Origin of the sequence: Streptomyces sp. S186 (assembly GCF_051603415.1) — a bacterium.
In the GTDB taxonomy this organism is placed as follows: domain Bacteria; phylum Actinomycetota; class Actinomycetes; order Streptomycetales; family Streptomycetaceae; genus Streptomyces.
Window position 1 is genome coordinate 424502 of the sequence record NZ_CP193932.1, and the last position, 12812, is coordinate 437313.

General features: G+C 71.6%; 12 protein-coding genes and 1 pseudogene. 7 read left to right on the plus strand and 6 right to left on the minus strand.

Annotated features, from left to right (window positions below; genetic code table 11):
* Positions 1 to 88: 88 nt before the first annotated feature.
* The 4 genes and pseudogenes from ACRAS8_RS01855 to ACRAS8_RS01870 all read right to left on the minus strand — a co-directional run bounded on the left by ACRAS8_RS01855 (position 89) and on the right by ACRAS8_RS01870 (position 4403).
* A complete protein-coding gene (locus tag ACRAS8_RS01855) occupies positions 89 to 988 on the minus strand; it encodes a Vgb family protein (RefSeq protein ID WP_438490317.1) in 900 nt (299 codons plus the stop codon).
* A 33-nt stretch (positions 989 to 1021) separates the two neighbouring features.
* Positions 1022 to 1870 (minus strand): annotated as a pseudogene (locus tag ACRAS8_RS01860) (alpha/beta hydrolase fold domain-containing protein); the annotation flags it as partial.
* A 226-nt stretch (positions 1871 to 2096) separates the two neighbouring features.
* Positions 2097 to 3692: a hypothetical protein gene (locus ACRAS8_RS01865; RefSeq protein WP_438483971.1), complete on the minus strand. Its 1596-nt coding sequence runs from the start codon at positions 3690 to 3692 to the stop codon at positions 2097 to 2099.
* A gap of 96 nt (positions 3693 to 3788) precedes the next feature.
* A complete protein-coding gene (locus tag ACRAS8_RS01870; RefSeq protein ID WP_438483972.1) occupies positions 3789 to 4403 on the minus strand; it encodes a short chain dehydrogenase in 615 nt (204 codons plus the stop codon).
* A gap of 180 nt (positions 4404 to 4583) precedes the next feature.
* Here ACRAS8_RS01870 and ACRAS8_RS01875 point away from each other — a divergent pair, with 180 nt between their 5' ends.
* Positions 4584 to 5291 carry an alpha/beta fold hydrolase gene (locus ACRAS8_RS01875; protein WP_438483973.1) on the plus strand — a complete coding sequence of 236 codons (708 nt, stop codon included), beginning with the start codon at positions 4584 to 4586 and terminating at the stop codon, positions 5289 to 5291.
* Positions 5292 to 5388: 97 nt separating this feature from the next.
* Positions 5389 to 5751: a 5-carboxymethyl-2-hydroxymuconate Delta-isomerase gene (locus tag ACRAS8_RS01880; protein WP_438483974.1), complete on the plus strand. Its 363-nt coding sequence runs from the start codon at positions 5389 to 5391 to the stop codon at positions 5749 to 5751.
* Between the two features lie 123 nt (positions 5752 to 5874).
* On the opposite strand, the gene ACRAS8_RS01885 is transcribed toward ACRAS8_RS01880, so the two are convergent.
* Complete coding sequence (locus ACRAS8_RS01885; protein ID WP_438483975.1) at positions 5875 to 6069, minus strand: hypothetical protein; 195 nt, start codon at positions 6067 to 6069, stop codon at positions 5875 to 5877.
* On the minus strand, positions 6066 to 6809 hold the full coding sequence (locus ACRAS8_RS01890) for a CTP synthase C-terminal region-related (seleno)protein (protein WP_438483976.1): 744 nt from the start codon (positions 6807 to 6809) through the stop codon (positions 6066 to 6068). The genes ACRAS8_RS01885 and ACRAS8_RS01890 overlap by 4 nt, the downstream gene beginning before the upstream one ends.
* 94 nt (positions 6810 to 6903) lie before the next feature.
* Here ACRAS8_RS01890 and ACRAS8_RS01895 point away from each other — a divergent pair, with 94 nt between their 5' ends.
* The 5 genes from ACRAS8_RS01895 (at position 6904) to ACRAS8_RS01915 (ending at position 12683) form a co-directional block, all read left to right on the plus strand.
* Positions 6904 to 7803, plus strand: coding sequence for a LysR family transcriptional regulator (locus tag ACRAS8_RS01895; RefSeq protein ID WP_438483977.1), 900 nt, complete (start codon positions 6904 to 6906; stop codon positions 7801 to 7803).
* 115 nt (positions 7804 to 7918) lie between these two features.
* The gene (locus ACRAS8_RS01900) at positions 7919 to 9169 is read left to right on the plus strand and encodes a TrmH family RNA methyltransferase (protein ID WP_438483978.1); all 1251 of its coding nucleotides are present in this window, start codon (positions 7919 to 7921) and stop codon (positions 9167 to 9169) included.
* A gap of 353 nt (positions 9170 to 9522) precedes the next feature.
* A complete protein-coding gene (locus ACRAS8_RS01905) occupies positions 9523 to 10218 on the plus strand; it encodes a hypothetical protein (protein ID WP_438483979.1) in 696 nt (231 codons plus the stop codon).
* Positions 10219 to 10692: 474 nt separating this feature from the next.
* On the plus strand, positions 10693 to 11457 hold the full coding sequence (locus ACRAS8_RS01910; RefSeq protein ID WP_438483980.1) for an NUDIX hydrolase: 765 nt from the start codon (positions 10693 to 10695) through the stop codon (positions 11455 to 11457).
* 455 nt (positions 11458 to 11912) lie between these two features.
* Positions 11913 to 12683, plus strand: coding sequence for a dienelactone hydrolase family protein (locus ACRAS8_RS01915; protein ID WP_438483981.1), 771 nt, complete (start codon positions 11913 to 11915; stop codon positions 12681 to 12683).
* Positions 12684 to 12812: the final 129 nt, after the last annotated feature.

Consider the following 12812-nt stretch of genomic DNA (forward strand, 5'->3'; position numbering starts at 1 on the left):
CCCTTGTATGGCGTCCGCGACGGCGTCCGCGACCGCCGCCCGTGCCTGGGCAACACACATTGCAGTCGTCCCAGGCACGGCACGTGACCTATTCCGCGGGTACCGCGACCCTGGCCAGGGAGCCTGTCTCCAGGGCGCACCAGACCGCACCGCGATGCCGGACGATGCCGTGCGGTTCACAGGCAGGGCGGGGCAGGTCGTATCCGGTGATCCGGCCGTCGGTGCCGATCCGCCCGACGCGGTTGCCGCCCCATTCGGTGAACCACACGGCGCCGTCGGGCCCGGTGGTGAGGGCGTGCGGACGTGCCTGGCGATCGGGCAGCGGATACTCGGTGATGGTGCCGTCCACCGTGATGCGGCCGATCTGCCCCGCACCGATCTCGGTGAACCACAACGCGCCGTCCGGCCCCGCCGTAATGCCCACCGGGGCGGCGGACGGCGTCGGCAGCGGGTATGCGATGGCTTCGCCGTCGACGGTGATCCGGCCGATGGCGTTGCCCTGGTTGAGGGTGAACCACAGGGCGCCGTCGGGTCCGGCGGTGAGGGCGGACGGGAAGGCACCGGGTGACGGGTACTCGGTGATCTCGCCGTCCATGGTGATCCGGCCGATGCGGTCGGCTGCGGACAGCGTGAACCACATCGCGCCGTCCGGTCCCGCGGCGATCCCGAACGGCCCGCCGTCCGCGGTCGGCGGCGCGAAGGAGGTGGCCCGGCCGTCGACGGTGATCCGGCCGATGCGATGGGTGCCGTACTCGCTGAACCACAGGGCGCCGTCGGGCCCTTGGGCGATCACGGTGGGGCGTGCACCGACCGGATGGACGGTGACCTGGCCGTCCTCGTCCCGGCGGCCGATCGCCCCCTGCTGGACCAGGGTGAACCACAAGGCCCCGTCGGGCCCCTCCGCCAGGGCGTAGGGGCCCGCCTCCGGGCCGCTGACGGTGACCTCGCGTACCGGATCGGCGAGCCATCGGCCGAGCCGGTCGAGCAGCCCCTCCCCCGCCTCGGAGAGATGGAAGGCGTGCGGCAGGTCCGTGTACTCGTCCAGGCACACGCTCACTCCGGCGGCGTCCGCAGCCTCCGCGAAGCGGCGCGCGTCGTCCCGCAGGACCTCGTCGGTGCCGACGGCGACGAGCAACGGCGGCAGTCCGCGCAGATCGCCGTACAGCGGTGACTGGGGCGCCTCGGCCGGATCGGCGCCGGCCAGGTACGCGCGAGCGACGGCGGTGAGGACGCCCTGGCTGAGCACGTCCTTGCCGTCGTTGGCGGCCAGCGACGCACCGGTCAGGGCGAAGTCGGTGATCGGGGAGATCACGACCACGGCGCCGGGCTGCGGGCCGCCGGTGCGCTTGAGCTCCAAGAGGGCGGAGAGCACCAGGGTGGCGCCGGCCGACTCACCGACGAAGACCACGTCCGAGGCGGCGATGCCCTCGTCCAACACGGTCTGCCAGGCGGCGAGGACGTCCTCCAGCGCCGCGGGGTAGGGGTCGGCAGGCAACAGGCGGTAGCCCACGCGCAGGGCCGGTCGTCCGGTTGCCTGGGACAGGCGGTAGGACATGACTCGCTCGGCCTCGGGCATGGTGTGGGTGAACCCACCGCCGTGCACATAGAGCACCGCGCCGCCCCCGACGCCCGGCGCGCACACCCAGTCGCCACGCACCTCGGCATCGGCCGGGAGCGGGGCGGCGATCAGCGCGTCGGCGTGGTCGCGGACGGCCTGTGCCTGGCCGGGAGCCGGGGGTACAGCAGTGACGTTCAGCAACGATCCTCCGTGTGCAGGGTGAGGGTGGGGGTGGTCGGTGGTGGGTGACGGCCGGGGTGTCCCCTGAAGGCCGGAGGTGGGAACGCGGGAGGCGGGAGGCGAGAAAGGCACGGCCGCCGATTCCTAACTCCCCTTCGTTTACGGGAGCTCAGGAGTTCACGTACTGTCCGGCGTCGCGAGCCGCCCCATCCCATAGAAGTTATGACGGGCGAGAATTTATTCGCCGCACAAACCAGGCGTCAACATCAATTATCGCGCGTTGACGCCCGACCGTCACCACGCCCATGACTTCCGCACGGCCTGGCACCTCGGCGGCAAGAACATCGGCGGCGACAAGCTACTGGGCGCCCCCGGCCGGAGGCTGGTGCAGGTACTGGAGACGGCTCTGTGCCGTGGACACATGGCGGGGGTCGAGCGCGGGCAGCTGACGCAGCAGATTGATCAGCTCGGGGCCGTTCTCGATGGCCTGGTCCGGGTCGGTGATCTGGTTCCAGCAATAGTGGGCACCGCGCGCCGCGTTGAGGACTTCGGCGGAGTCGGGTGGCTGATGGGCCAGCCGCGTGCGGGCGGCCGCCACCCACAGCTGCGTGGCGAGCGGCCAACGACCGGCGATACGGGCCAGATCGGCCCGGATTTCGGCCCATTCGGTGGCTTGCGGTGAAGCGTGCCCATAGCGCTGCAATGCCTGCTGTTCCCAGGCCGCCGCCATCTCCGCGGCCTGGTCGTGCCGACCGGCCTGCGCCGCCTGCCAGATGAGGGGCTTGGGGTCCGGTGTGGGGGCTGGCGACGAGGGTGCAGGAGTGGGAGGGGAAGCGGGTGGGGGTGGGGACGTGGGGACTGACGTCGGAGTCGATGGAGACTGTTGCGGGAGTGAGGGTTGGGGTGGCGGAGTGGGCTGTGCGGCCGGTGTTTCCGGGAGCGGGGACGGGAGTGGGGATGGGGATGGGAGTGGGGATGCTGCCTGGGGCGCGTTCCGTTGGGCCGGAGGGGCGGCAGAACCCGAGGAATCGGGATCGCCGGCGAACCACGCGGCGGCCGGAAGCGGCGCGGGGGCAGGGGTGGGCGCGGGGGCAGGGACGTGCGCGGGGGCAGGGACGTGCGCGGGCGCGGAAGCGGGCGGGAGGGCCGCCGGCTGCTGCGGGACCGGTGCGGGCGCGGACGCGGGTTCCCGGCGGCGGAGGGTGGGCAGGAAGGTGCGGTCGCCGGACAGCAGTCGCTTGATCGGTGCTTTTGGCTGGGTTTCGGCGGTGTCGGCCGGGTAAGTTCCGTCACCCCGTGGTGCGTTCGGCAGGACGAGCGTGCCGGGCGGTATGGCGGCGGCAGCCATCGTCAGCGTGTGCAGTCGGGCGTTCTCAGGCCGCTCCGGCTGGGAACGCAACACGTCGATCAGGTGCTGGGTGTAAACGCTGATGCCGTCGGCCGTCCCGGAGAGACCGGGCGGTGTGATGACCCCGTACACCTCGGCGTTCACTTCCGGCAGGCCGCCACGTTCGTAAAGTTCGGACCAGGCACCCTTGTCGGCGGCCATGTCGACCAGCACGGTGGTGAGTCCGTGCCGCCGGCGCAGCTCGTTCTGCACCCATTCCCAGGGCAGTGCGGTGTAGCGGGTGGTGCCGGCGGTCGAGCCTGGGGAGGCGAGGTGGAGCCGGTGGTTCTTGCGGTCCACGGTCAGCAGTCCGGCGAGGTAGACGAGCAGCGGCCCGGAGGCCGCGGCGGCCGTGCGCAACCTGATGAGCATGGTGTTCTGGTCACGTGCGCCATCGAGATGGACGAGGTCGGCCGGCAGGGTGCTGCCGAGCAGCACGGGGACGGGAACGGCGGTCAGCGCGGCCAGATTGGCGCTGGGTATCACCTGGACGGTACGTCGGTGCGTGGCCCCGGCCCCCGCGATCAGCAGCACATGGCCGCGCTGTTCCTCCCCGCTGGTCTGCATGAATGCACCCTACTCATGCGGCGGCCCGGACGACGGCCCGGCTGTCGCTTATTTGCCGGTCCGGGCCGGGTGCACCGCCGGATCCTGTAACGGCGTTCAGCCCTTACGGGCCTCCGGCGTCCCCGGCTCGACGACGCGGCCACGGTCGGCGCCCTGCAGCAGCTCGACATAGGCGCGGACGACCTCGGCAACGGGCGTGCCCACCGTCGCATCGCGCCCGATGGCCCGCAGGGTCTCCGAAATCCAGCCGGGGCTCACGGCGTTGAGGCGGATGCCGCGCGGCATTTCTTGCGCCGCGGCCGGGACGAATCCGGCGAGACCCGCATTGACCAGGGCGGTGAACGACATACCGGGCTCATCGAACTCGAAGATGCCGCTGGTGAGGATGAGGGATCCGCCGTCGGTGAGGTACCGGGCGGCCCGGCGGGCCAGTTGGACCTGGCCGACGAGCTTGCCGTCGAGGCCGGTGAGGTAGTCGGCGTCGGACGGGGCGTCTATCCGGCAGATCGTGCCGCTCGCCGCAACCGCGACCACGGCGTCGACGGGGCCGAGCGTGGCGAACAGGGCGTCGATGGAGGCGGGGTCCGCCAGATCGACCTTGACGGGGCCGCTCCGGGAGGCACGGATCACCTCGTATCCCGGATGCGCTTCCAGGACGTCGGCGAGGGCCGAACCGATGGTGCCGGTGGCGCCGATGATGACGATCTTCATGCACGGTCTCGCGATCAGTCGAGTGGTGAGTTGAGCGGTGAATCGAGTGGTGAGTTGAGCGGTTAGTTGAGCGGTCGCGAGGAAGTCAAGCGGTTCGTCAGGCGGTTTGTCAGCCCCAATTCCCCGGGTGGTGGCGGCCGTTGCGCGCCCGTTGTCAGTGGCCTCCGTTACGTTGGCTTCATGACGGAATTCGTGCTGATTGCCGGTGCGTGGCTGGGGTCCTCGGCGTGGGAGGAGGTGGTGCCGCGGCTGTGGGCGGCCGGGCACGGCGTGCACCCGGTGACGCTGTCCGGTCTGGCGGAGAAGCGGGGCGTGCCGGCCGGCCAGCAGACTCATGTGCAGGACATTGTGGACACGGTGGAACGCCGCGCGCTGCGGGATGTCGTCCTGGTGGGGCACAGCTACTCCGGCATACCCGCCGGGCAGGCCGCCGAGCGAATCGGCGACCGGCTGGCGCGGGTGGTGTTCGTCGATGCCAACGTTCCGCACGACGGGGAGTCGTTCGTGTCCGGCTGGCCCGAAGGGCGGGCCATGGTGGAGGCGTCGATAGCCGCGAACGGAGGGTTCTGGCCGCCGCTGGGCCCTGGTGACTTCGAGGGCCAGGGGCTCACCGGCGAGCAGGTGGCCCGGCTCGTGGCCGGCTCCACTCCGCATCCCGGTGCCACGCTCACCGAGCCCGCCGTTCTGTCGCGTCCGCTCGGCGAGTTGCCGGCGACGTACGTCAAGTGCCTGCTCGACGGCCCCGAGCCGACGCCTGACGTGGCCGCGCTGCTGAGCGGTGAGCGGTGGCAGCTGGTCGAGATGGAAACCGGCCACTGGCCCATGTTCTCCCAGCCGCACGAACTGGCCCGCGTCCTCCTCGACGCGGCCGAGCGCCCGGGCGCATAGCACCCTGCCGCACGACGGCGAGCAGGGGGCTCGGCGCATCCTGTCCGGTGCATGGCGGAAAATGGTTGCATAGCGCAGACGCATCCGAGAGGTCCCCATGCCACACATCACCGTCGACTACTCCGCACAGCTGGCCGGCGTCTTCGACCGGCAGGCATTTGTGCGGGAGCTGCACCCCATGGTGCTCGAAGGGAGCGGCTCGACGGGTGTGTGCAAGACCTTCTTCCGTCCGGCGGCGGACACCTACGTCGGCGACCGGGAGGACGAGCGGGTGGCCTTTGTGCATGTGACCGTCGGGCTGCTGCCGGGGCGCCCGGACGAGCTGAAGGGCCGGCTGTCGGAGGATGTACTGGCCCTGCTCGGCAAGCATCTGTCCGGGGACGAGGCGCATGAGGTGGTGTCCTCGGCGGAGGTACGGGACCTGGCCGGGTCCTACCGGCTGCACCATCCCTCACGGTGAGGAGCACCGCCCCTCACCGTGAGGAGCACCCTCCCATGACTGCCCCTCCCCGCCGCTCACACAACAGCACCCTGGGCCTGCCTGAACGGGCCTGGCCGGCTTGACTGACCGGCCCGACCGGCCTCAGGCGCCGTCCGTCCCTGCGGTCGCTTCCACCGGTGCGCTGGTGCGGTGAGCGTCATCCACCCGCAGGGCGGCGAGTGCGGCGTCCGGGACGGAGGCCAGCGGACTGCCGGCGTGGGCGTGCGACACGGTGCACGCGCGGAGCCAGGCACGCAGGAGGGCGCCCGGCCAGGCGGATCCGGGGTTCGGGTTCACCGGGTTCGGGCGTGGTGGACGGCGGCGGTGGCCAGGCCGGTGATCAGCGGGTGGGCGCGGGTGCCGTCACCGTCGAGTTCGGGCTGGAAGAGGGTGGCGAGGAAGAACGGGTGGCCGGGCAGTTCGGCGATGCGGACGTCGCCGACGGCGTCGGTCCCGGTGAAGGCCAGTCCGTGGGTGCGCAGCACGTCCAGGTGGCGGGGGTTGGGGGCGTAGCTGCAGTGGTAGCGGGCCCGGGTGCGCTCGGTGCCGAGCAGACCGGCCGCGCGGGAGCCGGGGGTGACGTCGACGGTTCCCTCGTGGCCGGCCAGTGAACAGGCGAGCGGGATGAGCACCGCGTCCTCCTCGGCGAGGTGCGGGTCGTTCTCGGCGTGACCGGCGCGGGTCAGGCCGCAGACGTTGCGGGCGAACTCCAGCAGCGCGTGCTGGAAGCCACCGCAGGTGCCCAGGAAGGGGATAACGGATTCGCGGGCCGTGCGGATCGCGGCCAGGACGCCGGCCTCGCTGCGGTAGGGGCTGCCCGGCAGGACCCAGATCGCGTCGAAGCCCGTCAGGTCCTCGTCCGCGTCGTCGGAAGGGATCCAGTAGGCGTCCAGGTCGAGTCCATCGCGTACGCGGAGCGCGTCGAGGAGGCCGGGGATGCGGCTGTGCGAGCGGACGGCTTCGGAGCGGTCGCCGACGAGGGCGAGGCGGGCCGCGGGCGCGGCCGCGGGGCGTGCGGTGGATGTGCTGTCGTTCATGGCAGTCATCCTGCGGCGCACCGCGGCATCAGGTCCAACGATGATTCGTGCACTACGGATAAGTGTTTCTGATGCAGATGCGATACTGCGGCGCATGGATCCGCATCTGCTGCGCACCTTTGTCACGGTTGTCGAGCAGCGTTCGTTCTCCGGTGCCGCGGCGGCGCTCGGCTACACCCAGTCCGCGGTCTCCCAGCACATCGCCGCCCTGGAAACCGACTTGGGCACCCGGCTGGTCGAGCGCCGGCCGGTGGCGCCCACACCGTCCGGAGCGCGCTTGATGGAGCACGCCCCGGCGCTGCTGCTGCGACTGGACGCCGCCCGTGCGGATATCGCCCGGCTGCACGAAGCCCGGCCCACCCGGCTGACCCTGGCCTGCTCGCCTGCGGCCCTCGCCCCCACCGTGGCGCATACCCTCGCCGAACTGCGTGCCGCCACCGACGCGTTGGAGCTGGAGGTACGGGTCCTGGGCCGGGAAGCGGTGCTGGCGGAGGTGGTCACCGGACGCGCCGACGCCGGGTTCGTCGACGGTGCCGCCGCCCCCAGCGATCCGCTTCCGATGCCCGACCTCGGTCCCACCGCCACCTTCGCGGCGGCCGAGGACGCCCTGGCGGTGCTGTTCCCGCACGGCCATCCCCTGGCGCGGCGCCGTGCGGTGCGGCTGACCGATCTGTCCCAGGCACAGTGGATCGACGCCCCCGACACCGCCGTCCCCCTGGACCAGCTGCGGGCCGTCTGCCGCACCGAGGGGTTCGGGCCGCGGCTGCGTCACCGCGGCACCGATCTGTACGGCCTGGCGGCTCTGGCCGCCGCCGGGCACGGTCTGGCCGCGCTACCGCTGTCGGTGGCGACCACCCTCCCGGGCGTCGCCGCCGTCCCCGTTTCCGCACCCCGCCTGGTCCACCGCACGGAACTCGTCCACCCCGTCAACCCCACCGCTACCGCACGGAAGTTGACCGAACTGATCACCGTACGGGCGGGGGCCGATGCCTGACGTCCAGGGCGTGTCCGATGGGTCCCCAACCCCTCACCGGTCCCTCACCGCCGGTCGGGAAATGCGGCGACCCCTCACGGTCGTCCCATTAGCCTGACCGCTCATGGAACCCACCATGGAACCCATCGATAGGGAACCCATCGATGCGATCAAGGATCCGCTGATCGTCACGGCGCGGTCGCTGGCCACCCGTGCCGGCCGGGATGCCGCCGGTCTCTGCCTGGTCGAGGGAGCGGGCCTGATCCGCCAGGCCCGGGCCGCCGGCGCACGCCTGGCGTATGTGTTGACGACGGTGGACGCCGCGACCGGCGACCCGTGCCTGTACGAGGAGCTCAACCGCGCCCAGGTGCCCGTCCACCCCGTGCGCGAGGGGCTGTTGCGCAAGATCACCGGAGGCGCGAAGCCGGTGGACTGGCTGGCGGTCGCCCGTCTGCCGGCGCCGGCCCAGGCTTCCGATGCCTACGGCGACTTCGCCGTGGTGTGCGAGCGGATCGCCGACCCGGGGAACCTGGGCACCATCGTGCGGACCGCACGCGCCCTCGGCGTACGGGACGTCGTGCTCACGGACGAGGCCACCGATCTGTCCTCCCGCCGGGTCGTCGACGCCTCTCGCGGCACCGTGCTCGACTGCCGTGCCCGCCGGTTCGCCGACCCGGCGACCGCGGTGGCGGCGCTGCGCGCGGCGGGCTTCCAGATCGTGGTGACCAGTCCCCGCGGGACGCATCTGCAGGCGATGGCGCCGCTGCGCGGGCAGCGCCTCGCACTCGTGGTCGGCAACGAGACCGAGGGTGTGAGCGAGGCCGTCCAGGCACAGGCTGACCTGGTCGTACAGATCCCGATGGCCGGCGCCGTGGAGTCCCTCAACGTCGGAGTGGCCACCGGCATCAGCATCTACGAACTACGGATGAGGATGATCCTGACCATGTTGACCGACCGCATCCGCGACACCCTCGGCCGGAACCTGGGGGTGGCCGCAACCCTCGTCCGACAGGTTTTCGACGCCGAACTGCGCCGGATCGGCGACCTGGACAGCTCCCAGGCGGTGCTGTTGATGGTGCTCGCCTGCGAACGGCGCACGCCGCTGGAACAGCTGCGCCGCGATATCGGTGTCGGATCGGCGGAAGTGCGGGACGTGGTCGCGCCGTTGCTCGACCGCGGGTATCTGGAGCCCGCCGCGGACGACCCCGCCGACCTCATCCTCACCACCGAGGGCAAGCAGGCCGTCGCCGCCCTGTGGGCCGTCCAGGAACGGGCCGAAGAGGCCCTCTACGCGGGCTTCAGCGCAGCCGAACGGGACCAGTTGCAGAGCCTGTTGCGCCGGGTTCAGGGCAACGCGCTCCGCTTGGCGCGGACCTCGGACAACTGAAGCGGCACCGGCTCCGCACCCGCGGGGCGTACGCGTCGCACGCCTGAACGCCTGGGAGCTCAGGCCGCCTGATGTCTGCCCGAGCAACCGGCGGGGAATCGGTGGTGCGTTGACCCTGACTCCCGCCAAGACACCAGCCGCCGCACGGCTCCCGCGGGCATCCGCGCTGGTTCGGGCACTTCCAGTCAGCCGATGGTCCTATGCCCGAAGCATCTCCCACAGTCAGGGATCGGCCTTCGATACCAGGTCACGAGTCGGTCAGTTCGTCACGGCAAGGCCGTCCCCTCTCCCGCCTCACGGTCGTTGGGCGTATGGTGACTGGAATCTCATTCCCCCGTGAGGTTAGGAAACACATGACTGAGTCCGTTCTCCATCAGACCATCCAGAATCTCGAAGGCGTGCTGCCCGAGCTCGAAGAGCAGGAGCGGCACCTGCGCAACCAACTCGACGCCGTGGTGCAGCAGGCGACTTCCGCCCGCAGCGCCCTGGAACACCTTCGTGTGCTGACCGGCGCCGACAACTCCGACAGGCAGCCGGTGACCGCCGGTTCGGCCTTCGCCGAAGCGTCGGTCGACACGACTGTCGCCGAGGCGTCGGTGGAGTCCGGCGACGGCCAGGCCGGGGCGGCTCCGGCGCAGGTTGCGGCCGGGCCCGAGGCGGCGGCCGGTGCGGAGCCTGCCGTCGAGGCGTCCGTCGTTCCGCAACCGCGCACCGCGACGTCGCCCAGCACCAAGCGCCGCCCGGCGAAGAAGGCGGCCGGCAAGAAGCCCGCGGCGGCCAAGCCCAGGGCGAAGAAGGCGGCCGCCAAGCGGGCCGTCGCGACCAAGCAGCCGGCCGCGGCGGAGCAGGAGTCCGGCAGCCTGTTGGACGCCGCGCTGGAGGTGCTGAAGAAGGCCGGTGAGCCGATGCGTCCGCGGGACATCAACACCGCACTGGGCCGCGAGGCCACCCCGGGCCAGATCGAGTCCGTGCGCAACACCCTCGACCGGGCCGTGAAGAAGACCGACCTGGTCACGCGCCCGGGTCGGGGCACCTACGCGGCGGCCTGACACCGCCGGACACGGCGTGGGTGCGGGCCTGCCGCGTGGATCACCCCACCGGCGGGCCCGCACGCCCAGCAGCCACTCCCCGACCCAACCCGCGGCGCGCCGGCCGGCGCGCCACCAAAGTGCCGGCCCGTACTACTAACTCCCAAGCGGGACAGCCCAGTTGGCTACCCACCAGCTGGATACCCACCGAGGTTTGAGTTCCCGCACCGGCCGGCACGCCCACGCCACCTCCCCGCCCGCCTGTCCTCACCCGGACGGCGGGCGTTCCGACGGCACGCCCCGGCCTGGAGAGCGCCGTCACGAGGGCGCGGTGCGCGATCCTGTGGGAATGCTGCTGCCCCTCTTCGAGATTGCCTTCGGTTTCCGCCGTCACGGTGCCGGCCTGGAACTTCTCCGTCGGTTCCGAGGCGCTGGTGCCCTCGATCCCGGGCGAGCGGCGGATGCGGCCCGACAGCACCGTACAGAGGGGCGGCCGTGACTGCGTCGTCCTTGGGTGCCGATTCCGGCGCGGAGGTGCTGGAGGTGCGGCGGGTACGCCTGGTCGAAGTCCCCGTGCCGGGGTTGTCGTCCGACGAACGGCTGGTCATGGACCGTGCCTGGGACGCGGCGGTGCGGGCCAATCCGAGCCTGTTCGACGGACCGGTGGTGGCATGCGCGGGCCTGGCACGGGAGGGAGCCGACGCAGTGGTCGTCTCCTGGGTGCGGACGACGTACCGGCACTACGCCCTGCGCCGGGTCCCGGGCGCCACGGCATGGCTGCCGGCCCTGTTCGTCGCCGTGGTGCAGCCCACGGACGACGGACGGATGCTGGTGGGCCGGCAGTCCTCGTGGACGGCCGCGCCGGGGCGCTGGCAGCTGCCCGGCGGGTCCCTGGAGCCACCCGCGCCCCACGTCGCGCTCGATATCGCCACGCTCCGCTGGTACGCCGCCCGGGAACTGGCCGAGGAGACCGGACACGAGGCGCCGCCCGACGAACTGAGCCTGTGGCTGGTCACGCGCGGGGTGCGCAGAAGTGTCGGGGTGCTGTTCCGCGCGCCCGCCCGGCCGGCGTCATGGCTGCTCGAACGGTATGCGGCACTGACCTCGTCGGAGACGGCGCAGGGCCGCGCCCCGGAACTGGACCGGATCCGCCTGGTGCGCGCGCCGGAGGAGCTGGCGGGCCTGGGCGGGCCGTGCGTGGACTATCTGGCGCCGGTGGTCCGCCGGTACGCGGGGACGGCGGGTGGAGAGGGTGCCTGATGGGTCTCGATGGTTGTACTGTCCCGAACCTACCTGACGCTGCATCAGCCCTGTCTCGCCCGAGCAAGGCGCCGAGAACGAGAACGAGGCGCCGCCCGCCGCCTGTTCCCGCCGCATAGGCCCGCTCGTCCCTCACCGCATACGGTCCCGGATTCCCTATCCGGGCTCCCTGGGCGGAAGTTGTCTGCGGCTAGGGCGCTTCTGATGGATCTCCGTGGAGGAAGGAGCGGTGCCTGGTGCGTGCTCTCGCAAGGCGCCGGGATGGCTTCATAGCGGAGCTATGGAGACATTTCGGCAACGCCGCGAGAGTGCGTGCCAGGCACCGCGACGCCGCGGAGATCCATCAGAAGCGCCCTAGGGGTTACCGTGTGGAGATCCGTCGGCCGTGAACGCGGTCGGCGGGTGGGGCGGCCGCTCGTGGTGCGTCGCCCGGATGCCTGAGGAAAGGTGTGAAGATGACCAACGTGCATGGTGAATCGATCGACCTCCCCACACCGGACGGGACCGCCGACGCCTATCTCGCCCATCCCGACGACGGCGCTCCGCACCCCGGAGTCCTGCTGTACATGGACGCGTTCGGAGTGCGCCCCGCGTTGCAGGAGATGGCCCGGCGCCTGGCCGGACACGGTTACACGGTGCTGGTGCCCAATGTCCTCCACCGTGCCGGGCGCGCGCCGGTGGTGGAGTTGCCGGAACACATCGATCCGGCCGAGCGGCCCGAGATCTTCGCCAAGCTCAGCCCGATCCTGCAGGCCCTCACCCCGGACGTGGCCATGCGGGACGCCGGTGCGTACCTCGCCTGGCTGGCCGCGTCGCCCCTGGTGACGGACGGTCCGGTGGGCACCACCGGTTACTGCATGGGCGGTGTGCTCGCCATCCGTACCGCCGCGGCGTACCCGGACCGGATCGCGGCCGCGGCCGCCTTCCATGCCGGCCGGGTGGTCACCGATACCGAGGACAGTCCACACCGGCTCGCGGACCGCATCACGGCGGAGCTGTACTTCGGTCATGCCGATGAGGACGCGTCGATGACGGCCGAGCAGATCAAGACGCTGGAGCAGACACTGGACGCCGCCGGGGTGCGGTACCGCAGCGAGCTGTACGAGGGCGCCCACCACGGGTACACCCAGGTGGACACCGCCGCGTACCACGCCGAGGCGGCCGAGCGGCACTGGCGGGCGCTACTGGAGCTCTTCGGCCGGACGCTCCGCGGTACTCACGGCTGAGGCCCCGGGACGAGGCAGGCGGCGGCCGTGACGGAGGTGACGCGGTACCAAACAACGCCGTCCTTCTCGGGATCGCCGTTGACGGGGGCGAACCGCACCAACTCCCCTGGCACGGCTACCGGTGTCGCC

What these genes read in the sequence shown, in the direction of transcription:
- ACRAS8_RS01915 (WP_438483981.1), top strand. Translation starts at nt 11,913, where the DNA reads ATGACCAACGTGCATGGTGAATCGATCGACCTCCCCACACCGGACGGG.
- ACRAS8_RS01865 (WP_438483971.1), bottom strand. Translation starts at nt 3,692, where the DNA reads ATGCAGACCAGCGGGGAGGAACAGCGCGGCCATGTGCTGCTGATCGCG.
- ACRAS8_RS01890 (WP_438483976.1), bottom strand. Translation starts at nt 6,809, where the DNA reads ATGAACGACAGCACATCCACCGCACGCCCCGCGGCCGCGCCCGCGGCC.
- ACRAS8_RS01880 (WP_438483974.1), top strand. Translation starts at nt 5,389, where the DNA reads ATGCCACACATCACCGTCGACTACTCCGCACAGCTGGCCGGCGTCTTC.
- ACRAS8_RS01900 (WP_438483978.1), top strand. Translation starts at nt 7,919, where the DNA reads ATGGAACCCATCGATAGGGAACCCATCGATGCGATCAAGGATCCGCTG.
- ACRAS8_RS01905 (WP_438483979.1), top strand. Translation starts at nt 9,523, where the DNA reads ATGACTGAGTCCGTTCTCCATCAGACCATCCAGAATCTCGAAGGCGTG.
- ACRAS8_RS01870 (WP_438483972.1), bottom strand. Translation starts at nt 4,403, where the DNA reads ATGAAGATCGTCATCATCGGCGCCACCGGCACCATCGGTTCGGCCCTC.
- ACRAS8_RS01875 (WP_438483973.1), top strand. Translation starts at nt 4,584, where the DNA reads ATGACGGAATTCGTGCTGATTGCCGGTGCGTGGCTGGGGTCCTCGGCG.
- ACRAS8_RS01895 (WP_438483977.1), top strand. Translation starts at nt 6,904, where the DNA reads ATGGATCCGCATCTGCTGCGCACCTTTGTCACGGTTGTCGAGCAGCGT.